Origin of the sequence: Streptomyces prunicolor NBRC 13075, from assembly GCF_000367365.1 — a bacterium.
Lineage (GTDB): Bacteria > Actinomycetota > Actinomycetes > Streptomycetales > Streptomycetaceae > Streptomyces > Streptomyces prunicolor.
The window spans coordinates 188,968-211,403 of sequence record NZ_BARF01000050.1 but is presented as its reverse complement, the minus strand read 5'-3'; the positions used below and the strand labels follow the sequence as shown (position 1 = coordinate 211,403).

The following is a 22,436-nucleotide window of genomic DNA, read 5'->3' as shown; positions in this document are numbered from 1 at the left end:
CACCCCGGCCGTTTTCTCAAGTGACGTCCGTGTACGTGTGTTTCGGGTACGTGTTTCGTGTACGTGTGGAGGGACATCGCATGACGATCAAGGACACCCCGGAGGAGTGGGAGATCCGGGCGACCGTGACCCCCTTCGTCGGCAACAAGACCTCCGTGCGCACCGACGACGTGGTCATGCCCGACGGCACGGTCGTGCACCGCGACTACCAGGTCCACCCCGGCTCCGTGGCGATCCTCGCCCTCGACGAGCAGGACCGGGTCCTGCTCATCAAGCAGTACCGCCACCCCGTACGGCAGAAGCTGTGGGAGATCCCGGCCGGACTGCTCGACATCCCGGGCGAGAACCCGCTGCACGCCGCCCAGCGCGAGCTGTACGAGGAGGCGCACGTCAAGGCCGAGGACTGGCGGGTGCTGACCGACGTCTACACCACGCCCGGCGGCTGCTCCGAGGCCATCCGCATCTTCCTGGCCCGGAACCTGTCCGAGGCCGAGGGACGGCGCTTCGAGGTCGAGGACGAGGAGGCCGACATGGAGCACGCGCGTGTGCCCCTCGACGACCTGGTCCGCGGGGTCCTCGCCGGCGAGCTGCACAACAACTGCCTCGCCGTCGGCGTCCTCGCGCTGGTCGCCGCCCGGCACGGCGACGGCGTCGACGCGCTGCGCCCCGCGGAGGCGCCGTGGCCCGCGCGTCCCTTCGAGTCCTGAACCCACACCTCACCTGCACCTCACCCACACCTCATCCTTTCCGTCTCTTTCGGCGTCTTCCGGTGTGACGATCGGCTGATCCGATCGGGGGACGTGCCCGCCGCGCTCCGCACGGTTCGTCGCAGAGCGTGAACTAGGCTCTGGAATCACCCGATCCGGAGTCCCGGCGGGCTATGCGCGTGCAGTGGGACGGGAGTGTGGCCCGTGACGGATCAGGCGGTGGACACCGGCGGCGTGAGGCTGTCCGAGGACACTTCTCCCGAGGGTCAATTCCTGGGCCGCGCAAGAGAGTTGAAGGAGCTCCGGGCCGACATCGAGCGCGCGGGCCTGGACACCATCGCGGGCCGCAAGGCCCCCCGCGCGCGGGTCCTCCTCATCGCGGGCAAGCCCGGCTCCGGCCGCAGCGCGCTGGCCGAGGAACTCGTCCGACAGGTCGCTGACCGTTACGACGCCGGTGTGTTCCGCGCGCGGCTCAGCGAGCCCGACGGCACCCCCGTCCCCACCGAGCGCACCGCCCGCGAACTCCTCACCGCCCTGGAACTGCCGACCCCGGCCGGCGCCTCCGAGGACGACCTCTCGGACATCCTGCGCGAAGCCCTCACCGACCGCCGGGCGCTGCTCCTGCTCGACGACGCGGCCGATGCCGAGCAGGTCGACGCGCTGCTGCCGGACTCCCCGGACTGCCTGGTCGTCGCCGTCTCCGGCGGCCCGCTCACCGGCATCGCCGACGTCCGCCCGTGCACCCTGGGCGGCCTCGACACCAAGTCCGCACTGGAACTCCTCACCCGCTACACGGGCGCGGTCCGCATCACCGTCGACCCGGTCGCCGCCGAGGGCCTCGTCGAGGTCTGCGGGTCCCAGCCCGCCGCGCTGACCCTGGCCGGCGGCTGGCTCGCCGCCCGCCCGCAGACCGCCGTCGCCGACCTCGCCAAGCACCTGCACGCCGAGAGCGACGAGGGCACCCCGCTGAGTCGCGTCTTCCGGCTCGTCTACGGTTCGCTGCCGAGCCCCGCCGCCCGGATACTGCGACTGCTCTCCCTCGCTCCGGCCGGCCTGGTCGACCCGCAGACCGCCTCCGCGCTCGCCGGCTGCTCCGTCAACGGCGCCCGCACCACCCTGGACGACTTCGTCGCCGCCGGCCTGCTGCGGACCCTGGACTCCCCGCTGCCGCAGTACGAGGTCCCCGGCTGCCTCCAGCCCCTCCTGCACGCCCTCGCCGAGACCCAGGACCGCCCGGCCGAACTCCAGCTGGCCCGCGCCCGCATGCTGGAGCGCACCGTGCGGCTGCTCCAGTCCTGCCGCGCCATCACCGAGACCGACAGCCCCCAGGCCCGCGAGAAACTCCTCGGCACGCCCCGCGCGCTGCGCTTCCCGACCCCCCGGGCCGCCGCCGACTGGCTGCGCGTCCGCCAGCCCGCCCTGCTCGCCTCCGCCCGCCTCGCGGTCGCCGACGGCGAACTCGACACGCTGGCCCGCCGGTTGATGTCCCAGCTGGTGCGCGCGATGGTCGCCCACTTCGGCACCCAGGCCGCCGCCCCCGAGCTCTACGGCATCCACCGCCTCGTCCTCGACGTGGCCGAGCGGCGCGACCTGCCCCGCGAGAAGGCCGCCGCGCTGCTCAACCTCGCCGATCTGGACGCGCAGACCGGCCGGACGACCGAGGCACTGGCCCGCTACCGGGCCGCGCTGGACGCCGGACGCGAAGCGAACGACCCGTATGCGACCGGTCGCGCGATGGAATCCGTAGGCGGCGCGCACCAGGAGCTCGGGGACCACGACCGGGCCGCCGACTGGTTCGGCCGCGCGCTGGCCCAGCGGCTCGCCCGGGACGAGCGTGCGGAGGCCGCCCGGCTCTACGGCCGGATCGGCGCCGCGCACACCTACGCGGGCCGCTACGGCGAGGCGCTGAGGAACTGGCGGGCGGCCGTCGCCGGGTACCGCAAGAACGGTGATGTGGCCGCCCAGGCAAGGGCGTTGAGCGAATTGGCGCGGGTCCAGGAGTACGCGGGCCGCCCCGAGGAGTCGCTCGCCACGTGCCACGAGGCCGTCGAGTGGGCGCGCCGCGCCGAGGACGTACGGCTGCAGGCGGCACTGCAGCTGCGGCTGGCCGACACCCTCGACCGGCTCGGCGATCCGGCGTCCGCCGCGCTGCACCGCGGGACGGCCGAGCGGATGCTGGGCGAGGAGCTTCTGGAGGGCGATTCCGCCCCCGAAACCCCGGAATCCGCCTCCGAACCTCTGGAACAAGACGCTAACGCCTGCGAAATCCGTAGTACATCCGCAGAAGATTGATGCATTGAAAGGCTAGACACCGAGAACACCTTCATTAGACTGGCTCTGCCGCACCTTCTCCTGCGGTCTCCCGGTGCGCTCATGCATGTCCGGGTATGAGATGTATTGCCCCACACCCTCTGAGCCAAGGACCGTGATCGACGTGAAGGTCGGCATCCCCCGCGAGGTCAAGAACAACGAGTTCCGGGTGGCCATCACCCCCGCCGGTGTGCACGAGCTGGTGCGCCACGGCCACCAGGTCTTCATCGAGCAGAACGCCGGCGTCGGCTCCTCGATCACGGACGACGAGTACGTCTCCGCAGGCGCGCAGATCCTGGCCACCGCCGACGAGGTCTGGGCCACCACCGACCTGCTGCTCAAGGTCAAGGAGCCCATCGCCGAGGAGTACCACCGCCTCCGCAAGGACCAGACGCTCTTCACCTACCTGCACCTGGCCGCCTCCAAGGAGTGCACCGACGCGCTCGTCGCGTCCGGCACCACGGCGATCGCCTACGAGACCGTCGAACTGCCGGGCCGCGCCCTGCCGTTGCTCGCCCCGATGTCCGAGGTCGCGGGCCGGCTGGCCCCGCAGGTCGGTGCCTACCACCTGATGCGCTCGGTCGGCGGCCGGGGTGTCCTCCCCGGCGGCGTCCCCGGCACCCAGCCCGCGCGGGCCGTCGTCATCGGCGGCGGTGTCTCCGGCTGGAATGCCACGCAGATCGCCGTCGGCATGGGCTTCCACGTCACGCTGCTCGACCGCGACATCAACAAGCTCCGCGAGGCCGACAAGGTCTTCGGCACCAAGGTCCGGGCGATCATGTCCAACGCCTTCGAGCTGGAGAAGGCCGTCCTGGACGCCGACCTCGTCATCGGTGCGGTGCTCATCCCGGGCGCGAAGGCACCGAAGCTGGTCACCAACGAACTCGTGTCGCGGATGAAGCCCGGAAGTGTTCTTGTCGACATCGCGATCGACCAGGGCGGCTGCTTCGAGGACTCGCGTCCCACGACCCACGCCGAGCCGACCTTCCCGGTCCACAACTCGGTCTTCTACTGCGTCGCCAACATGCCCGGCGCGGTGCCGAACACGTCGACCTACGCGCTCACCAACGCGACGCTCCCGTACATCGTGGAGCTCGCGAACCGGGGTTGGGCCGACGCGCTGCGACGTGATCCTGCTCTCGCCAAGGGTCTCAACACCCATGACGGCAAGGTGATTTACCGCGAGGTCGCCGAGGCGCACGGGCTGGAGCACGTCGAGCTGGAATCGCTGCTCGGCTGACTCTGTCGACTAAGTCACCGTTCAGTAAAAGGCGATACGTCAACACAGGTCGTCAACACCGCACGCCCGGCCGGACCTTGCCCGACAAGGTCCGGCCGGGTGTGTGTATGGTCACTTTGCGGCACTCGGCCAACTCGCCCCGAACGTAACCCTTGAACCGATTCGTGCACCGGTGGAACCTGCCGTGCGACTGCCGTACGCCCTTGACAGAGGGATGTTTCATTGCCGACACATCGGGCCGGGTAAGGCGGATTGTGTTGCTGCGAACACCCGACACGCCATAGAGTCGCCGAACGTCGGCATGGTGCCACGCTGACCTATCGAGAAATTCCCTGGTCACCAAGGAGGTAAGACGACTTGTGAATGAGTCGACATTTTCTCCCGGGGGTGGTCAACCAGGAATGCCTGCAAAGGGCCAGGAGCCCGCGGGGTTCGAGGCTGTCGGCTCCGTCGCGGTGCGTACCTTCGCAGCCCACCGGGGTCACCACAAGCCAGGGGCGACCCAGCCAGCACACCAGAGCATGGATGGCCATCACGTGAACGCCATGGCCGGCGACGGAAGGGGCGCGCCCCGCAACCAGTTCGCCGACTTCGACGAACTGCCCGACGGGCACTTCTACGACCCCGACGCCGAGTACGAGCCCGATCCCGAGTACGCGGCCACACTCGCGCCCGACGCCGCCCGTCAGCGCCGTGAGCGCGTGGGCCCGACCGGACGCCCGCTGCCCTACTTCCCGATCCCGGGTCCGCTGACCAGTCACGGCCCCGCCACGATCGTCGCGATGTGCAACCAGAAGGGCGGCGTCGGCAAGACGACGTCGACCATCAACCTGGGTGCCGCGCTCGCGGAGTACGGCCGACGCGTACTGCTCGTCGACTTCGACCCGCAGGGCGCGCTGTCGGTCGGACTGGGCGTCAATCCCATGGAGTTGGACCTCACCGTCTACAACCTGCTCATGGAGCGGGGCATGTCGGCCGACGAGGTGCTTCTCAAGACAGCAGTCCCGAACATGGACTTGCTGCCCAGCAACATCGACTTGTCGGCCGCCGAAGTGCAGTTGGTGAGCGAGGTCGCGCGCGAGTCCACCCTGCAGCGGGCGTTGAAGCCGCTGATGGCCGACTACGACTACATCGTGATCGACTGTCAGCCCTCCCTCGGCCTGCTCACCGTGAACGCCCTGACGGCGGCTCACAAGGTGATCGTGCCGCTGGAGTGCGAGTTCTTCGCGCTGCGCGGAGTCGCGCTGCTGACGGAGACCATCGAGAAGGTCCAGGAGCGCCTCAACCCCGAGTTGGAGCTCGACGGGATCCTCGCCACGATGTACGACTCCCGCACCGTGCACAGCCGTGAGGTGCTCGCGCGCGTGGTCGAGGCGTTCGACGATCACGTCTACCACACGGTCATCGGGCGCACGGTGCGCTTCCCGGAGACCACGGTCGCCGGTGAGCCGATCACCACGTACGCCTCCAACTCCGTCGGTGCCGCCGCCTATCGCCAGCTCGCCAGGGAGGTGCTCGCCCGGTGTCACGCCGAGTGAGTCTGCCGGGGGCCGACGAACTGTTCCGTACGACAGGGGGGATGGCGCTTCAGTCGTCCACCCCCAGGAGCCGGGCCAACGGCGAGGCCCGGGTACCGGCTCCGGCGGGGGAGAGCGACGCTGCCGCCGCCGGGGAGGACGCCCCGCAGTCCGTACCCGCCCAGGGCGGTGACGGCGAGGGCGCCGAGCACGTGGCGGCGGACTCGGACGGCGGCGAGTCCCGCAGCCGGTCCGCGGACGGCTCAGGACGACGTCAGGGGGCGCAGGAAGGTTCTGCCCAGCCTCGGAAGCAGCGTCAGGGGGCGCAGGCCCAGCGCCGGCCCACCGGGCGCGAGCGGCACGACGAGAAGATCACCGTGTACGTCTCCGCCGAGGAACTCATCGACCTGGAGCACGCACGCCTGATGCTCCGGGGCGAGCACGGCCTCGCGGTCGACCGCGGCCGGATCGTGCGCGAGGCGGTCGCCGTCGTCCTGGCCGATCTGGAGTCCCGCGGGGACGCGAGCATTCTCGTCCGCCGGCTTCGCGGGCGGTAGCGGTAGCCTGCGGGGGCCATGACCTCGAACGACGCTCCCGCATCCGGCGCCCCCGCCGGCCGTCGGCGTGCACTGGGCAAGGGGCCGGGGACGGCTCCGGAGCCCGAGGCCGAGAGCGCGGTCGTCGTGGCGGTGCCGGAGCCCGAGGCCGTCGTAGAAGAGTCTGAGGCGGTTGCTGAGGAGCCTGAGGCGGCTGTTGAGGAGCCTGAGGCGGCTGTTGAGGAGCCCTCGGCCGAAGAACCCGATGACGGGGTCTTCAAGGTTCGGCTCGCCAACTTCGAGGGGCCCTTCGACCTTCTCCTCCAGCTGATCTCGAAGCACAAGCTCGATGTGACCGAGGTGGCGCTGTCCAAGGTCACCGACGAGTTCATGGCGCACATCAGGGCGATGGGGCCCGACTGGGACCTGGACCAGACGACCGAGTTTCTCGTCGTCGCGGCGACCCTGCTGGATCTGAAGGCGGCGCGGCTGTTGCCCTCCGCCGAGGTCGAGGACGAGGCCGATCTCGCGTTGCTGGAGGCCCGGGACCTGCTGTTCGCGCGGCTGTTGCAGTACCGCGCTTACAAGCAGATCGCCGACATCTTCAACCGGCGTCTCGACGAAGAAGCCCGGCGCTATCCCCGTACCGTCGGACTCGAACCGCACCACGCCGAGCTGCTGCCCGAGGTCGTCATCCGGATCGGGCCCGAGGGCTTCGCCAGGCTTGCTGTGAAGGCGATGCAGCCCAGGCCCAAGCCGCAGGTCTACGTCGATCACATCCACGCGCCGCTCGTCAGCGTGCAGGAGCAGGCCGGGATCATGGTCGCGCGGCTGCGGGAGCTCGGCGAGGCCAGCTTCAGCGTGCTCGTGGACGACACCGACGACACCCTGACCGTCGTGGCGAGGTTCCTGGCCCTGCTGGAGCTGTACCGGGAGAAGGCCGTCGCGCTGGACCAGGAGACCGCGCTCGGGGATCTGATCGTGCGCTGGACCGGTGGGGAGGGGGAAGGCGAGCCGGTGGTGACGGACGAGTTCGACCGGCCGCCCGAGCCGCCCAAGGAGATCAAGGAGGAGTCGGCGTGAGCGAGGAGAGCACGGGCGTACCGGCGAGCCCGTCCGCCGTCGCGGAGCTCGCCCTCAAGCCCGCCTTGGAGGCCGTCCTGATGGTCGTGGACGAGCCCGCGACCGTGGAACACCTCGCGAAAATACTCCAGCGGCCCAAACGGCGGATCGCGGACGCGCTGCGCGAGCTGGCCGACGAGTACACCGTCCAGGGGCGTGGTTTCGAGCTGCGGCTGATCGCCGGCGGGTGGCGGTTCTACTCGCGGCCCGAGTACGCGCCGGCCGTCGAGGGCTTCGTCCTGGACGGGCAGCAGGCCCGGCTCACGCAGGCGGCGCTGGAGACCCTGGCGGTCGTCGCGTACCGCCAGCCGGTCAGCCGTAGCAGGGTCTCGATGGTCCGCGGAGTCAACTGCGACGGTGTGATGCGCACCCTCTTGCAGCGGGGTCTGGTCGAGGAGGCGGGCACGGAACCCGAAACAGGTGCGATCCTGTACGTGACGACGAACTACTTTCTGGAGCGGATGGGCCTGCGAGGCCTGGACGAGCTCCCGGAGCTCGCGCCCTTCCTCCCTGAGGCTGAGGCGATCGAGGCGGAGACGCTGGAAGGGGTCCCGTCGTTCGATCCGGATGCACCGGATGCAGATGCAGACGAAACGACGACGACGGAACTTTGATGCGAAGCAGTGGCAGTGGCAGCAGTGGTGGCGGCAGCGGTAGGAGCGGCGGGCGCGGCAACCCCCGCGGTTCCGGCGGGGGCGGCGGTCCTCGCGGGGCCGGCGGAGGCGGCAACCCCCGTGGGTCCGGCGCGGGCGGCAACTCCCGGGGTGCCGGCGGGGGCGGCTCCCAGCCGAGGGGCGCGGGTGGCGCGGGAGGGCGCGACGACAAGCCGAAGCGCGCCGGAAAGCCGCGTCCCGAGGAGCGGCGCTACGACGTAGGCCCCACGGGATCCCACGAAGGTCCCAAGTCAGGGCGCGGTGCAGCGGCGCGCGGCGGTGCCAAGGGCGGCCCCAAGCAGGGCGCGGGCACCGGGCGCGGGCGCTGGGCGCCGGCGACCTCGCGGGAATACGACGCGCGGGCCGAGGAGCGCAACCGGGAGCGGTACGCGGGCAAGAAGGACATCAAGCCGCCCAAGACCTTCCCGGGCGCCGAGCAGGAGGGCGAGCGGCTGCAGAAGGTCCTCGCGCGCGCGGGCTACGGCTCCCGGCGCTCCTGCGAGGAGCTGATCGAGCAGTCCAGGGTCGAGGTCAACGGCGAGATCGTCGTCGAGCAGGGGCTGCGCGTCGACCCCGAGCACGACGAGATCAAGGTCGACGGGCTGACGGTGGCGACGCAGTCGTACCAGTTCTTCTCGCTGAACAAGCCCGCCGGTGTCGTCGCGACGATGGAGGACCCCGAGGGCCGGCAGTGCCTCGGCGACTACGTCACCAACCGCGAGACGCGCCTTTTCCACGTCGGGCGGCTCGACACCGAGACCGAGGGTGTGATCCTGCTCACCAACCACGGCGAGCTGGCGCACCGGCTGACCCACCCCAAGTACGGCGTGAAGAAGACCTACCTCGCGCACATCGTGGGCCCGATCCCGCGCGATCTGGGCAAGCAGCTCAAGGACGGCATCCAGCTGGAGGACGGGTACGCACGTGCGGACCACTTCCGTGTCGTCGAGCAGACCGGCAAGAACTACCTGGTCGAGGTGACCCTCCACGAGGGCCGCAAGCACATCGTGCGGCGCATGCTCGCGGAGGCCGGGTTCCCGGTCGACAAGCTGGTGCGTGTCTCCTTCGGCCCGATCACCCTGGGCGACCAGAAGTCGGGCTGGCTGCGGCGGCTGTCGAACACCGAGGTCGGGATGTTGATGCAGGAAGTCGATCTCTAGGTCTGAGTTCTGTTCGTGGCGGCCGGTTCCGGGTTTCTCCGGGGCCGGCCGCTTCGTTTTCGTCGTTTCGCCTTCGTCGGGTCGCATTCATCGGTTGCGGGGGGTTGCGCGGCAGTACGGCCGCTCTTTATGGTCTAACTGACCATTAAGGGAGTGGGTGCACGTGACCACAACACCGGGCTACGACAAGTACGCCTTCGAACCTTTCGCCGTCACCGCCGACCTCGCCGTCCTCACGATCCGCGCCGGCGCCCTGCATGTGCTGCTCGTCGAGCGCGGCCAGGAGCCGTACGCCGGACACTGGGCGTTGCCCGGCGGCTTCGTGCAGCCCGACGAGTCCGCGGAGAGCGCCGCCCGGCGTGAACTCGCCGAGGAGACCGGCCTGTCGGACGTCTCCGGGCTGCACCTGGAGCAACTGCGCACCTACAGCGAGCCCGACCGCGACCCCCGGATGCGGGTCGTCACCGTCGCCTTCGCCGCGCTGCTGCCCGACCCGCCCGAGCCGCACGCGGGCAGCGACGCGGCGCAGGCCCGCTGGCTGCCGTACGACTCGCTCGGGCCGCTCGCCTTCGACCACGACCGGATTCTGGCCGACGCGCACGAACGGGTGGGCGCCAAGCTGGAGTACAGCTGCCTCGCCACCGCGTTCTGTCCGCCCGAGTTCACGCTCGGGGAGCTGCAACAGGTCTACGAGACCGTGTGGGGCGCCGAGTTGGACCGCCCCAACTTCCGCCGCAAGGTGCTCGCCACGCCGGGTTTCGTCGAACCGGTGCCTGGTGGTGCCAAGTTGACGGGTGGTCGGGGGAAGCCGGCCGCGCTGTACCGCACCGGGGACGCAACTGCCCTGTACCCACCGCTGCTTCGGCCGACCCGGGAAGGACGTTCCGCATGACTACCTCGACTGTCCGTAAGCGTGCCGCCACGGGAGCCCTGGTGGGGCTCGCCCTCGGGGACGCGCTCGGTTTCCCTACCGAGTTCAACGCCGTGCCCGACATCCTTGCCAAGTGCGGTCCTTGGCGGGAGATGGAGTTGCCGAGGCCCGCGATCGTCACCGACGACACGCAGATGACGCTGGCGTTGGGACGCGGGCTGCGAACTGCCATGGAACGGGGGGTGCTTGGGCCCAAGCGGATGGAACGGCCGGTGCGCGAGGAGTTCGTGGACTGGTACCAGTCGCCGGACAACAACCGTGCCCCCGGCCGGACTTGCCTCGTCGCCTGCAACCTGCTGAAGAGCGAGGGACGGGCATGGCAGGACGCCAGCCAGATCGGTTCGAAGGGCTGCGGGGCCAACATGCGGGTCGCGCCGATCGGGCTCGTCCCCGGTCTGGACGACGAACAGCGTTCCGGCGCCGCCCAGTTGCAGTCCGCGCTGACCCACGGCCACCCGACCGCCCTCGCCGCGTCCGACCTCACCGCGCACGCCGTACGACTGCTCGCGCAGGGCGCCGAACCGACCGGGCTGGTCGGGCTGCTGCGGTCGTACGCCGTCGAGAACCGCACCCGGTACAACCACCGTTGGCTCGGTGACCTGTGGACGCGGAGCCAGGACCCGACGCCCGAGCACTTCATCGCGCGCGGCTGGGACGAGTGCCTGGAGGTGCTCGGCCGGCTTGAGGACGCCGTGCGGACCGTGTCCCCGGAGACCGACCCGTGTCTGGCCACCGGCGCGGGCTGGATCGCCGAAGAGGCGCTGGCCACCGGGCTGTTGTGCTTCCTGCTCTTCGTGGAGGAACCGGTGACCGCGTTGCGGCGAGCGGCTTGTACGTACGGTGACTCGGACTCGATCGCTTGTCTTGCGGGGGCGTTCGCGGGGGCGCATCTGGGGGTGGATGCCTGGCCGGGGGAGTGGGCGGAGCGGATCGAGTATCGGGGGGAGCTGTTGGGGCTCGGGGAGCTTTGGGATGCGTGACGTGTCATGGCGGTGTCTGACATCGATGGACAGTGTCAGGCGATGGGCGTATTGTGTCAGGCATGGGTAAGTTGAAGCGCAGGCGTGTGCCGGTCCGGGAGCTGTCCCGACACACCGCGGCACTGTTGGACGCGGTGGCGGCCGGTGAGTCGATCGAGGTCACTCGGGACGGCGTGCCGGTCGCCATACTGTCTCCACTGGAGCCGGCCGAGCGGGACATCCGGGCCGCGATCGCCATCGGCCTGCTCGACGCCTCGGTCATGGATGAGGGGCACGGCGCCGAGGCCGCGGACGCGCTGGAGCGGCTGCGCGCGGTGAGACGGGACGCGGCGGGGTGCGGTCCCACCGCGGAACTGCTCGCGCAGCGCGAGGAGGAGACGCGGTGACGCTGCTCTACCTCGACGCGTCGGCCATCGCCAAACTGCTGCGGACCGAGGCGGAGACCGTTGCGCTGGAGCAGTGGATCGGACAGCACGGCGGAATGCGTCGTGTCGTCACCTGCGACCTGGCGCAGACCGAGGTGCGGCGGCTGCTGCACCGGCTCGGCGCGGACGAGGTCGAGCGGGCGGCCGCTGATGCTCTGCTGAACGCCATCGCGCGCATTCGCCTCACGCCTGAACTGATGCAGGAGGCAGGGGAGTTGGCGCCGAGCACCGCGCTGCGCAGCCTCGACGCGATCCACGCCGTGGCGGCCCTCAAGCTCGGTCACGGGGTCAGTTGGTTCGTGACGTACGACAAGCGCCAGGGTGAAGCCGTCGCCGACGCCGGGCTTGCGGTGGCGTCACCCCGCTAGGGCGTCGGCCGACGCGCGCCGGACCCCGATCAGGAAGTCCTCCACGCGGCGCCGGTCCGGCTCCGCCGGGAGCGGGGTGCGGGTGGCCGCCTCGTCCGTCTCCGTTGCCAGGCGGGTCATCCAGGACTCGACCTCCGGCCAAGGGAGTTCGCCGAGTTTGACGGACAGCAGTGGCTCGCGCTCGTCTCCGACGTCGATCGTCAAAGTGCCCGTGCGGAGCGTGTCGCGGGCGCTCATCAGCAGGCGGAGCAGGTGCATCGCGTGTTTCCAGCGCGGGGCGCCGTGCGTGCGGAGGTCGGCCTCCAGCTTCTTGCGCTGGCCCAACGCGTAGCGCGTGAACGTCTCGTGGACCTGACGGGAGAGGAACACGCCGCGCAGGGCCAGGAGTTCACGGCCCGTGTCGTCGACGTGCTCGACGAGGGGGGAGTGGAGGCACTCCAGGATGTTGGGGTTGGCGCGCAGGGCCAGTTCGCAGAAGCGCTCCAGCTCCCAGCTGAACTGCTCCTCCGCCGGGCCCTCGATGTGCGTCGGCGGCTTGTCGAAGCGCCAGAAGAGGGGAGTGGGGGCGAGGAACACGCCCCTGCGGTCCGTGTCACTCGTGTCCGTCGCCAGGCCGAAGGCGCGTGAACCCATCACGCAGGCGTAGATCGTGTGGTCGCGGACCAGGGACTCGGGGTGCATTCCGGGAGCGTACGTGGCACGTCACGCCAGGCGGATCGAATTTCCCTCCACCGTGATCTGCTCGGCGGGCAACGGCTTCGGCGCCGGGCCGCCCGCGACCGAACCGTCCGCGATGTTGAACTTGCTGCCGTGGCACGGGCAGTTGATCGTGCCGTTCGCGACGGCGCTCACCGTGCAGCCCTGGTGGGTGCAGATCGCCGAGAAGGCCTTGAACTCGTCCTTCTTCGGCTGGGTCACCACGATCTTCTGGGCCTTGAGGATCTTGCCGCCGCCGACGGGGATGTCGGAGGTCTTCGCCAACTCCTGGCCGCCGGAGGCTTTCACGGACGACGAGCCCGAGGAGTCGTTGCTGTCGCCGTACTTGCTGCAGCCCGCGGTGAGCGCGGCGGCCGCACCCGTCACGAGGACCGTGCGGCGCGTCGAGCTGTCGGTCATGTAGTCACTCCGAAGGTGGTCATCGTGTGGTCACTATGTGGTCGCTGCGACGGTGGTCAGGTCGTCACTCCGACGGTGCGGAAGAACCAGAGCGCGGAGGTCAGCCAGAGCAGCGTGAGCGCGGTGAAGACCAGTCCGCCGACGAGCGGCAGCAGCCAGCCCGGGAGGCGCTCCGAGCGGAGCAGCAGCATCTTGGCACTGAAGGCGCCGAAGAACGCGCACCCCAGGAGGGAATGCCACATCACGCGTGTCGAGTACGTCTGGTAGCCGAACGCGTAGAGGCAGTGCACCGCGACCGGCACCGCGACCAGGAACGCGATCCGCCCCGACCAGCGGTGCAGGGTCGCCGACCAACTCGGGCCCGGCAGCCTGCCGTAGACCATGAAGGCCGAGACGACCTGGACGAGGGCGAAGAAGAACGCGGTGGTCGCGAGCCAGGACTTCACCGCGCCCGTGCTGCTGAAGCCGGCGAGGTTGAAGGCGGTGCCCGCCGGGTCGTGGACCTTGCCGTAGACGCCGAGTCCGACCGCCACGGCCGCGGCCACGAGGGCCGGGACCAGGTAGCGGGCGGGGCTGTCGTGGTGGGGTGTGGGTGGTCGCGAGGGGTAGGACTGGGTGGCGGCGTTCGGGTCGGCGGTCATGATCGGCTCCCTGAGGCGGATGGTGGGTCAGGGGGTGACGGGCTGTGCCGTGAGTTGCTGGCCGTCGACCGTGACCGCGCCGGTCTCCGGGTCGATACGGGGTGCGGAGGCGGCCTTGCCGTCGCGGGTGACGATGCCGGTCTGGCGGCCGTTCGGCAGCACGATCCAGCCGCCGTCGATCTTGGCGCCGCGCACCTTGGCCGTCGCGCGCCACAGGCCGGACGGCTTGACGGCCTTGTCCGCGGTGAACGCGTACTTCCGGCCCTCGTCCTTGACCGTGCCGCGGATCTTCTTGCCCTGCTCGATCTTGCCGTCGAGTACGGCGCCGTTCGGGGCGGTGAGCTTCATGCTCCCGTCGTCCTTGACGGGGCCCCGCAGCCAGGCCTCCTTGTAGCGGCCGTCGCAGAAGTACGCGACCGCCTTGCCGTCCCGGACGGTCACGGCGACCGACGCGGTGTCGTCGCCTGTGCGGCCGGCGTAACTGGCGTTCGCGACAGGCGACTTCGACGGTGTCGGGCTGGGTGTGACGGTCGGCGTCGGTGACGGGTTCGCCGATTTCTTCGGCGACGCCGACGGTGATGCCTCGCGCTGCGTGGACGACGACACGGTCTTCGTCCCCGACGTCACGTTGAGCGTCAGCATGAACAGGCCGAGCACCAGACCCGCCAGAAGTGTGAGCAATGGTCCAGGACGCTTCACTGTGGCCCTCCCCCGAGGCGTGCTTCCAGCCCATGAGAGCGGACTCGGGGCCGTGGGTAAAGAGGCATACCGGGATGATCTCACCGCAAGTAGCGGAACGGGGTGATTCGGGTGACATTGGCAGGGTTCGAGGCCGGGCCCCGATCAGCGGCCGGCCGCTCTCGAAAGGTGCGAGCCATGGCGGGCAACGATCTCGGCAGTCTTCTCGGCGGTCTTCTGGGGGGAGGCAGGAGTGGTTCCGATAGCGGCAACATCCTGGGCGCGTTGCTCGGGGCCCTCGGCAGTGGCTCGGGCAGCGGTAGCGGTGGCAATCCGTTGGGCGGGCTGCTCGACATGCTCACCAAGTCCGGTCTCGTCGACCAGAAGGATTCCTGGGTCGGCACCGGGCAGAACCAGTCCGTCACCGGCGCCCAGATCCAGCAGGCGCTGCCCGACGAGACCCTGCGGAAGGTCGCCGAGCAGGCCGGTGTCACCCCGGAGGAGGCCGCGAGCGACCTCGCGCGGACGTTGCCCCAGGCCGTCGACAAGCTCACTCCGGAGGGGCAGTTGCCGCAGGCCGCCTCGCTGGAGGAACTGGTCCGGCAACAGTCCCTGTGACCCGTCTCGGTGGGCGGGCGCCGGGCACCCGTACGGGACGGGCTGACTAGGCTGGTCGTACAGAGAGCCGGGTTGTACATCAGCGAGGAGCAGAGCCGTGGCGGTACGAGCGGTCCGGGGCGCCGTCCAACTGGACAGGGACGACGCCGGCCACATGGACGAGCAGGTCGGAGCGCTGCTCACCGCCGTCCTGGAGCGGAACGGCCTCACCGCCGACGATCTGATCAGCGTCTGGTTCACGGCCACGCCCGATCTGCACAGCGACTTCCCGGCCGCCGCCGCCCGCAAGCTCGGCAGCGCCTTCGCGGACGTACCGCTGATCTGCGCGCAGGAACTCGACATCGCGGGCGCCATGCCCCGCGTGGTCCGCATCCTCGCGCACATCGAGTCCGACAAGCCCCGCGCCGACATCACGCATGTGTACCTCGGTGCCGCGGCGGCCCTGCGCAAGGACATCGCGCAGTGAGGACCGCGCTCGTCATCGGCACCGGCCTCATCGGTACGTCCGCCGCGCTCGCCCTCGTCTCCCGGGGCGTCGTCGTCCACCTCGCTGACCACGACCCCGAGCAGGCCCGTACGGCCGCCGCGCTCGGCGCCGGTACCGACGAGGCGCCGGACGGGCCCGTCGACCTCGCGATCGTCGCCGCGCCGCCCGCGCTGGTGGCCGGGGTGCTCGCCGACGCGATGCGGCGGGGGGTGGCCCGGGGTTACCTCGACGTGGCCAGCGTCAAGGGCGGTCCGCGTCGGGAGTTGGAGGCGCTGGGCCTCGACCCGTCGGTGATGTCCAGGTACATCGGCTCGCATCCCATGTCCGGGCGCGAGAAGTCGGGTCCGCTGGCGGCTACCGGTGACCTCTTCGAGGGCCGTCCCTGGGTGCTGACGCCTACGCGCGACACGGACACCGAGGTGTTGAACCTCGCCCTGGAGCTGGTCTCGCACTGCCGTGCGGTGCCGGTCGTCATGGATGCCGATGCCCATGACCGGGCGGTGGCTCTTGTGTCGCACATGCCGCATCTGGTGTCCAGCATGGTCGCCGCGCGGTTGGAGAACGCGGAAGAGGCCGCCGTACGGCTGTGTGGGCAGGGGATTCGGGATGTGACCCGGATCGCCGCGTCCGATCCCCGGATGTGGATCGACATTCTGTCCGCGAACCCGGGGCCGGTTGCCGACCTGCTCACCGATGTCGCCGGGGACTTGGAGGAGACGGTGCGGGCGCTGCGGGCGTTGCAGTCCGCCGACGACTCCAAGCGGCGGGAGGGTGCGGGCGGGATCGAGGACGTGCTGCGGCGGGGGAACGCGGGGCAGGTCCGGGTCCCGGGCAAGCACGGGTCCGCCCCGCGGGTCTACGAGGTTGTGGCTGTGCTGATCGACGACCAGCCCGGTCAGTTGGCCCGGATCTTCGCGGACGCGGGGATGGCGGGGGTCAATATCGAGGATGTGCGGATCGAGCACGCGACCGGGCAGCAGGCGGGGCTTGTGCAGTTGATGGTGGAGCCGAAGGCTGCGCCGGTGTTGACGGCGGGGTTGCGGGAGCGGGGCTGGGCGATCCGGCAGTAGGTAGGTGCGGGGTGTGTGGGGGCGGGCGTCTTCTGGGGGCTGCGCCCCCAGACCCCCGTCGGCCCTGAAGGGGCCTCGTCCTCAAATGCCGGACGCGCTGGATTTCGCCGGCCTGGGTTGTAGGGGTGCCGGAGGGGTGGGTATGCGTGGCCTGCGTTGAAAGGGCGCCGGACCGGTGTCGACAAGGCGCGGCCGGACGAGTGACGCGAACCCAGTAACCTTGTCCGGGGCGCACTCGCGACCCCGCCCCGCTCACCACCCCGCACCAGGAAGGTGTCCTCCCGTGGAAAACGGCGCCGCCCGGACCGCCCCGGCAGTGATTGTCGCCATCGACGGCCCCTCCGGCACGGGCAAGTCGAGCACGTCGAAGGCCGTCGCCTCGCAGCTCGGGCTGAGCTACCTGGACACCGGGGCCCAGTACCGGGCGATCACCTGGTGGATGGTGAACAACGGGATCGACCTCACCGACCCCACCGCCATCGCGGACTCGGCGGGCAAGGCGGAGATCGTCTCGGGCACCGACCCGGCGAACCCGACCATCAGCGTCGACGGCGTGGACGTGGCAGGTCCGATCCGTACGCAGGAGGTCACCTCCAAGGTCAGCGCGGTCAGCGCGGTGCCCGAGGTGCGGGCCAGGATCACCGAGCTGCAGCGGTCGCTGGCCGCCGAGGCCGAGCACGGGATCGTGGTGGAAGGGCGGGACATCGGTACGACCGTGCTGCCCGACGCCGATCTGAAGATCTTCCTCACCGCATCCCCCGAGGCGCGTGCCGCCCGGCGGAGTGGTGAGCTGAAGGGCGCCGACGTACAGGCCACGCGCGAGGCGCTGCTGAAGCGGGACGCGGCCGACTCCTCGCGCAAGACCTCGCCGCTCGCGAAGGCGGACGACGCGGTCGAGGTGGACACCTCCGACCTCACGCTCCAGCAGGTCATCGAGTGCGTCGTCACCCTCGTCGGGGAGAAGCGGGCCGCGAAGTGACCGCACCTACGGAGCGCGGCGCCGAGATCGGGCGGCGCATCGGCGTCGGCCTGATGTACGGGCTGTGGAAGCCGCGTGTGCTGGGTTCCTGGAAGGTTCCCGCCACCGGCCCGGTGATCCTCGCCGTCAACCACTCGCACAACATCGACGGCCCGATGGTCATCGGTGTGGCGCCTCGCGCTTCGCATTTCCTGGTCAAGAAAGAGGCGTTCGTGGGGCCGCTCGGGCCCTTCATGCGTGCCGTCGGGCAGGTGGAGGTCGACCGTTCGACCGCCGACCGTACGGCCGTCACCCGCGCGCTCGACATCCTGAAGGGCGGCGGGGTCCTCGGGATCTTCCCCGAGGGTAGCCGCGGCGAGGGCGACTTCGCCGCGCTGCGCGCCGGGCTCGCCTACTTCGCGGTCCGCAGCGGCGCCCCGATCGTGCCGGTGGCCGTGCTGGGCAGCTCGGAGAAGAGCGGACGACTGATAAAGGCGCTGCCCCCGCTGCGCTCCCGCGTCGACGTCGTCTTCGGCGACCCGTTCGACGCGGGCGACGGCTCCGGCCGCCGTACGCGCAAGGCCTTGGACGAGGCCACCGAGCGCATCCAGAAGCAGCTGGCCGCCCACCTGGACGACGCCAGGCGCCTCACCGGGCGCTAAGAGACACTTGAGTAGTGGATCACCCGAAATCCGGGGGTTCCACCGATCACCACGATGAACGAGGTACCGATCTTCATGAACGACCAGATCCAGCCCGACGGCTCCGGCGAGGAGCACGAGCACGGGGCGCTCGGCGACGCCGAGTACGCGGAGTTCATGGAGCTCGCCGCCGTAGAGGGCTTCGACATCGAGGACGTCGAGGGCGCCATCGGCGAGGCGGGACACGGGCCGCTGCCCGTCCTCGCCGTCGTCGGCCGGCCGAACGTCGGCAAGTCGACTCTCGTCAACCGCATCATCGGGCGGCGCGAAGCCGTCGTGGAGGACAAGCCCGGTGTCACGCGCGACCGTGTGACGTACGAGGCCGAGTGGGCCGGGCGTCGGTTCAAGGTCGTCGACACCGGTGGGTGGGAGCAGGACGTCCTCGGGATCGACGCCTCCGTGGCCGCGCAGGCCGAGTACGCGATCGAGGCCGCCGACGCGGTCGTCTTCGTCGTCGACGCCAAGGTCGGCGCCACCGACACCGACGAGGCGGTCGTACGACTGCTGCGCAAGGCCGGCAAGCCCGTCGTGCTGGCGGCCAACAAGGTCGACGGTCTGAGCGGCGAGTCCGACGCCTCCTACCTGTGGTCCCTGGGGCTCGGCGAGCCGCACCCCGTCTCCGCGCTGCACGGGCGCGGCACCGGCGACATGCTGGACGCCGTCCTGGAGGCCCTTCCGGAGGCGCCCGAGCAGACCTTCGGCACCGCGGTCGGCGGGCCCCGCCGTATCGCGCTGATCGGCCGCCCGAACGTTGGCAAGTCCTCGCTGCTGAACAAGGTGGCCGGCGAGGAGCGCGTCGTCGTCAACGAGATCGCGGGCACCACCCGCGACCCGGTCGACGAACTGATCGAACTCGGCGGTATCACCTGGAAGTTCGTCGACACGGCGGGCATCCGCAAGCGCGTCCACCTCCAGCAGGGCGCCGACTACTACGCCTCGCTGCGTACCGCCGCCGCCGTCGAGAAGGCGGAGGTCGCGGTCATCCTGATCGACGCCTCCGAGTCCATCTCGGTGCAGGACCAGCGGATCGTCACCATGGCCGTCGAGGCGGGCCGCGCGATCGTCCTCGCCTTCAACAAGTGGGACACCCTCGACGAGGAGCGCCGCTACTACCTGGAGCGCGAGATCGAGACCGAGCTCGCCCAGGTCGCGTGGGCGCCCCGGGTGAACGTCTCGGCGCGCACCGGCCGCCACATGGAGAAGCTGGTCCCGGGCATCGAGACCGCGCTGGCCGGCTGGGAGACCCGCGTCCCGACGGGCCGACTGAACGCGTTCCTCGGCGAGTTGGTCGCCGCCCACCCGCACCCGGTCCGCGGCGGCAAGCAGCCCCGCATCCTCTTCGGCACCCAGGCCGGCACCAAGCCCCCGCGCTTCGTGCTCTTCGCCTCCGGCTTCATCGAGGCGGGCTACCGCCGCTTCATCGAGCGCCGCCTGCGCGAGGAGTTCGCCTTCGAGGGCACCCCGATCCACATCTCGGTCCGGGTCCGCGAGAAGCGCGGCAAGAAGAAGTAGCCGTAGTCGGAAGAAGTGGCCGTAGCCGTACGGCTGTTCTGACGGCCGACTGTTCTGAAGGCCGGGCTGTTCTACGACGAAGAGGGCGGCCCCTGTTGATACAGGGGCCGCCCTCTTCGTGTGCGTGCCGTGCCGCTCAGATGCCTCGGCGCGGGCCGGGTGGCAGGGCCGCCGGGATGTGGTGCATCCCGGTGTGGCCGTGCTGTTGCTGTTGCTGCTGCCCGGCGTGGCCGAGCTGCCCGACGCGCTGCCACTGCGACTGCTGCCGGGCGCTGTAGGCCCCCGCGCTGTACGCGCTGTACGAACCCCCGCCGAGTGAACCCCCGCCGAACGAGCCTCCGCTGAACGAGCCCGTGCTGTGCGGGCTGTGCCCGAAGGCGGTGAAGCCCAGCTCCTCCTCGCCGCTGCGGTCACCCGGCAGCGAACGGAAGGTCTTGACCCACTCCGAGTAGAGCCGGTCGTAGATCGGCGTGGCCGATGGACCGCCGGTGCTGTCCCGGTCCGATCGCGAGGACGGGATCGACTGGTAGGGCCGGCTGCGGGGAACGTCGTATGCGTGCACGTATGTCCAAACGACGCGTGACCTGAAGGGATGCGGCTCAGGTGCCCGCGAGCGGCAGTGCGGAGCCGACCAACTGGCCGTTCGCCGCGGCCTTGTCGAGCGCGCCGCGCAGCAGGTCCTCGCGGGGCTGGCGGCCGATCGAGCCGACCGGTGCCGCGAACATCAGCACCTGCTGGTGCTTGTTGGCGGCGGCCCGCCAGCTGTCGGTGACCTGGAGCGCCTGGTGCGCCTGCCACCAGGCCACCGGGGAACCGCCGTTGGAGCTCGGCTGGAGCACCGCGTGCAGCTGGCCCGCGGCGAGCAGCACCGACCAGCCGTGCAGCACGGGCGGCACGGTGGTGATCTCGCTGAGCGGCATGAAGCCCTGCTCGATCAGCAGCGGCAGGAAGTCGTCCCCGGTGTCGGCCGAGCCGGGCCGCACGATGGGCGCGGTCGGCTCGACCACCAGGGCGGGGTGCAACTCCCCCGAGATCAGCACGAGTCCGCTGGTCACCCCGAGCACGGCCTGCTCGGGTACGGCCTTCTCCGGTGCGCCGGCCGGGGCGTGCGTGTTGCCGCTGATGGAGCGGACGGCGCCCTGCAGCTGCTCCTCGGTGACCTGGACGATCTGGGAGGGCAGGCAGGTGGCGTGGGCGAAGGCGAGGACGGCGGTCTCGTCGCCGATGAACAGGACGGTGCTGGTGCGCTCCTGATCGGAGTCGCCCTGGGTGCGGCACGACGTGCAGTCGTAACTGCCCGGGGCGTTGTCTCCGGCGAGCAGCCGGTCGGCTTCTTCGTCGCCGATCTCGGCGCGTACGTCGTCGCTGACGTCGAGCATGCGCGGCACGGGTGGCTCCCTCGGAATGCGGTGCCCGGTGGGTCCCGGGCTCATGAAGAAGACAACGGAGGACCTGTGGCGGGAGTCACGCCCCGGACCGAACCGAATCGAACCGACCGAAGCGGATGGTCACAGTCGGTACGGAAATGGACACTCCATGTCAACTCTGTGAAAGGTCAAGGGAGTTGGCTGCGTGATGCGGGTCACAGCGCTTGTCGGCAACTGGTCGAGAAATCACGAAATAAGAGAATTTAACGAGTGGCCGAAAAATGCCGATACCCGCGGTAACAGTGAACTGGCCTGCGGGGACGGGGAGTTGGTCGACATCGGCTCGTCCACCTCCGTACATTCCTCGGCTGTGTGCAACGAGCACCGCTCGGGTACGTCCGCCGGCCGAACAAGCCAGCAAGCAGCACCACTTCCGGCGGACGGGGAGGAGCGCGAGGACCGCGTGGATGCGTGGGAGCCGCGAACCGCCTTGGGGGAACCGGGTTGTTGGAGAGGGAACTACATGTCCGAATGTGCCGATACCACTCGCGAGAACGCTCCTAAGGCCCAGCACAAGGGCCATGCGCGTACGACGGCGGTCCTCGCCGGGGCGGCTCTGCTCGCCCCCCTCGGACTGCTGGCCGCAAGCGGCAACGCCGCGGCGGCCGACAGTGGAGTGTGGGACCGCATCGCCCAGTGCGAGAGCGGCGGCAACTGGCACATCAACACCGGTAACGGCTACTACGGAGGACTCCAGTTCTCCGCCGGCACCTGGCGCGCCTACGGTGGTTCGGCCTACGCGGCCACCGCCGACCAGGCCTCCAGGTCCGCGCAGATCGCCGTGGCCACCAAGGTCCAGCACGCCCAGGGATGGGGCGCCTGGCCGGTCTGCTCGGCACGGGCAGGAGCGAGCGGCAGCGCACCCGCGGCCTCCTCCGGCACGGTGAGCGAGAAGTCGACGAGGAACACGAAGAACACGAAGAAGTCGACCACCGAGTCGACGTCCGAGTCGACGACCAAGAAGTCGACCAAGAAGGCGACCCCGTCGAAGCCCGCGGAGACGCCGGCTCGCGGGACGAACAACGCCTCGCGCGGCACGTCCCGCGGCGACTACACCGTCCGCGAGGGTGACACCCTCAGCGGCATCGCGGCCGAGCACGGGACCACCTGGCGGAAGATCTACGCCGCCAACGAGTCCGTCATCGGCACCGACCCCGATCTGATCGTCCCCGGCCAGCAGCTCGATCTCTGAGCCGAACGCCTGTGAGGCGGACGGCCTTTGAGATGAACGACCTCTGAGCCGAGCCGCTCCCGTGCCGCCCCCGCCCGGTCCTCCGAC

General features: G+C 70.2%; 25 protein-coding genes. 19 read left to right on the top strand and 6 right to left on the bottom strand.

Features of this window, described 5'->3' with window-relative positions:
* Positions 1 to 80 precede the first annotated feature (80 nt).
* The 12 genes from SPR02S_RS22870 (at position 81) to SPR02S_RS22815 (ending at position 11,949) form a co-directional block, all read left to right on the top strand.
* Positions 81 to 707: an NUDIX domain-containing protein gene (locus SPR02S_RS22870; protein ID WP_019059328.1), complete on the top strand. Its 627-nt coding sequence runs from the start codon at positions 81 to 83 to the stop codon at positions 705 to 707.
* Between the two features lie 204 nt (positions 708 to 911).
* Positions 912 to 2,999: a tetratricopeptide repeat protein gene (locus SPR02S_RS22865; protein WP_019059327.1), complete on the top strand. Its 2,088-nt coding sequence runs from the start codon at positions 912 to 914 to the stop codon at positions 2,997 to 2,999.
* Between the two features lie 142 nt (positions 3,000 to 3,141).
* A complete protein-coding gene (gene ald, locus SPR02S_RS22860; RefSeq protein WP_026150797.1) occupies positions 3,142 to 4,257 on the top strand; it encodes an alanine dehydrogenase in 1,116 nt (371 codons plus the stop codon).
* A 401-nt stretch (positions 4,258 to 4,658) separates the two neighbouring features.
* Positions 4,659 to 5,795 (top strand): ParA family protein, encoded by a 1,137-nt coding sequence (locus SPR02S_RS22855; RefSeq protein WP_078622971.1) that lies wholly within the window; start codon positions 4,659 to 4,661, stop codon positions 5,793 to 5,795.
* The gene (locus SPR02S_RS22850) at positions 5,780 to 6,331 is read left to right on the top strand and encodes a hypothetical protein (RefSeq protein ID WP_043258420.1); all 552 of its coding nucleotides are present in this window, start codon (positions 5,780 to 5,782) and stop codon (positions 6,329 to 6,331) included. The genes SPR02S_RS22855 and SPR02S_RS22850 overlap by 16 nt, the downstream gene beginning before the upstream one ends.
* Positions 6,332 to 6,349: 18 nt before the next feature.
* Positions 6,350 to 7,393: a segregation and condensation protein A gene (locus SPR02S_RS22845; RefSeq protein ID WP_019059323.1), complete on the top strand. Its 1,044-nt coding sequence runs from the start codon at positions 6,350 to 6,352 to the stop codon at positions 7,391 to 7,393.
* On the top strand, positions 7,390 to 8,046 hold the full coding sequence (scpB, locus tag SPR02S_RS22840; protein WP_019059322.1) for an SMC-Scp complex subunit ScpB: 657 nt from the start codon (positions 7,390 to 7,392) through the stop codon (positions 8,044 to 8,046). The genes SPR02S_RS22845 and scpB overlap by 4 nt, the downstream gene beginning before the upstream one ends.
* Positions 8,046 to 9,245: a pseudouridine synthase gene (locus SPR02S_RS22835; protein WP_019059321.1), complete on the top strand. Its 1,200-nt coding sequence runs from the start codon at positions 8,046 to 8,048 to the stop codon at positions 9,243 to 9,245. The genes scpB and SPR02S_RS22835 overlap by 1 nt, the downstream gene beginning before the upstream one ends.
* A 163-nt stretch (positions 9,246 to 9,408) precedes the next feature.
* On the top strand, positions 9,409 to 10,137 hold the full coding sequence (locus SPR02S_RS22830; RefSeq protein ID WP_019059320.1) for an NUDIX hydrolase: 729 nt from the start codon (positions 9,409 to 9,411) through the stop codon (positions 10,135 to 10,137).
* Positions 10,134 to 11,156 (top strand): ADP-ribosylglycohydrolase family protein, encoded by a 1,023-nt coding sequence (locus SPR02S_RS22825; RefSeq protein ID WP_026150795.1) that lies wholly within the window; start codon positions 10,134 to 10,136, stop codon positions 11,154 to 11,156. Before SPR02S_RS22830 ends, SPR02S_RS22825 begins: the two co-directional genes overlap by 4 nt.
* A gap of 62 nt (positions 11,157 to 11,218) precedes the next feature.
* On the top strand, positions 11,219 to 11,542 hold the full coding sequence (locus SPR02S_RS56145; protein WP_078622970.1) for a type II toxin-antitoxin system Phd/YefM family antitoxin: 324 nt from the start codon (positions 11,219 to 11,221) through the stop codon (positions 11,540 to 11,542).
* Entirely contained in the window at positions 11,539 to 11,949 is a 411-nt protein-coding gene (locus SPR02S_RS22815) for a type II toxin-antitoxin system VapC family toxin (RefSeq protein WP_019059317.1), read from the top strand. Before SPR02S_RS56145 ends, SPR02S_RS22815 begins: the two co-directional genes overlap by 4 nt.
* On the opposite strand, the gene SPR02S_RS22810 is transcribed toward SPR02S_RS22815, so the two are convergent.
* The 4 genes from SPR02S_RS22810 to SPR02S_RS22795 are packed head-to-tail and all read right to left on the bottom strand — an operon-like array spanning position 11,938 to position 14,387.
* Positions 11,938 to 12,630, bottom strand: coding sequence for a nucleotidyltransferase domain-containing protein (locus SPR02S_RS22810; RefSeq protein ID WP_019059316.1), 693 nt, complete (start codon positions 12,628 to 12,630; stop codon positions 11,938 to 11,940). The genes SPR02S_RS22815 and SPR02S_RS22810 overlap by 12 nt on opposite strands.
* A 21-nt stretch (positions 12,631 to 12,651) precedes the next feature.
* On the bottom strand, positions 12,652 to 13,065 hold the full coding sequence (locus tag SPR02S_RS22805; RefSeq protein ID WP_019059315.1) for a Rieske (2Fe-2S) protein: 414 nt from the start codon (positions 13,063 to 13,065) through the stop codon (positions 12,652 to 12,654).
* 56 nt (positions 13,066 to 13,121) lie between these two features.
* A complete protein-coding gene (locus tag SPR02S_RS22800; RefSeq protein ID WP_019059314.1) occupies positions 13,122 to 13,706 on the bottom strand; it encodes a DUF6529 family protein in 585 nt (194 codons plus the stop codon).
* Positions 13,707 to 13,733: 27 nt separating this feature from the next.
* Positions 13,734 to 14,387, bottom strand: coding sequence for a hypothetical protein (locus tag SPR02S_RS22795; RefSeq protein ID WP_019059313.1), 654 nt, complete (start codon positions 14,385 to 14,387; stop codon positions 13,734 to 13,736).
* 195 nt (positions 14,388 to 14,582) lie between these two features.
* Between SPR02S_RS22795 and SPR02S_RS22790 the strand changes: the two genes are divergently transcribed.
* The 6 genes from SPR02S_RS22790 to der all read left to right on the top strand — a co-directional run bounded on the left by SPR02S_RS22790 (position 14,583) and on the right by der (position 19,730).
* Positions 14,583 to 15,002 carry a YidB family protein gene (locus tag SPR02S_RS22790; protein ID WP_019059312.1) on the top strand — a complete coding sequence of 140 codons (420 nt, stop codon included), beginning with the start codon at positions 14,583 to 14,585 and terminating at the stop codon, positions 15,000 to 15,002.
* Positions 15,003 to 15,099: 97 nt separating this feature from the next.
* A complete protein-coding gene (gene aroH / locus SPR02S_RS22785) occupies positions 15,100 to 15,468 on the top strand; it encodes a chorismate mutase (protein ID WP_019059311.1) in 369 nt (122 codons plus the stop codon).
* On the top strand, positions 15,465 to 16,559 hold the full coding sequence (locus SPR02S_RS22780) for a prephenate dehydrogenase (RefSeq protein ID WP_019059310.1): 1,095 nt from the start codon (positions 15,465 to 15,467) through the stop codon (positions 16,557 to 16,559). The genes aroH and SPR02S_RS22780 overlap by 4 nt, the downstream gene beginning before the upstream one ends.
* A gap of 283 nt (positions 16,560 to 16,842) precedes the next feature.
* On the top strand, positions 16,843 to 17,538 hold the full coding sequence (cmk, locus tag SPR02S_RS22775) for a (d)CMP kinase (protein ID WP_019059309.1): 696 nt from the start codon (positions 16,843 to 16,845) through the stop codon (positions 17,536 to 17,538).
* A gap of 53 nt (positions 17,539 to 17,591) precedes the next feature.
* Complete coding sequence (locus SPR02S_RS22770) at positions 17,592 to 18,179, top strand: lysophospholipid acyltransferase family protein (RefSeq protein WP_078622973.1); 588 nt, start codon at positions 17,592 to 17,594, stop codon at positions 18,177 to 18,179.
* Between the two features lie 75 nt (positions 18,180 to 18,254).
* A complete protein-coding gene (der, locus tag SPR02S_RS22765; protein WP_026150792.1) occupies positions 18,255 to 19,730 on the top strand; it encodes a ribosome biogenesis GTPase Der in 1,476 nt (491 codons plus the stop codon).
* A 136-nt stretch (positions 19,731 to 19,866) separates the two neighbouring features.
* Here der and SPR02S_RS22760 read toward each other — a convergent pair whose 3' ends face one another.
* Complete coding sequence (locus SPR02S_RS22760) at positions 19,867 to 20,292, bottom strand: hypothetical protein (RefSeq protein ID WP_019059306.1); 426 nt, start codon at positions 20,290 to 20,292, stop codon at positions 19,867 to 19,869.
* Between the two features lie 37 nt (positions 20,293 to 20,329).
* Complete coding sequence (locus SPR02S_RS22755; protein WP_020684199.1) at positions 20,330 to 21,118, bottom strand: DUF8842 C-terminal domain-containing protein; 789 nt, start codon at positions 21,116 to 21,118, stop codon at positions 20,330 to 20,332.
* Positions 21,119 to 21,620: 502 nt separating this feature from the next.
* Here SPR02S_RS22755 and SPR02S_RS22750 point away from each other — a divergent pair.
* Complete coding sequence (locus SPR02S_RS22750) at positions 21,621 to 22,349, top strand: LysM peptidoglycan-binding domain-containing protein (RefSeq protein WP_019059304.1); 729 nt, start codon at positions 21,621 to 21,623, stop codon at positions 22,347 to 22,349.
* Positions 22,350 to 22,436: the final 87 nt, after the last annotated feature.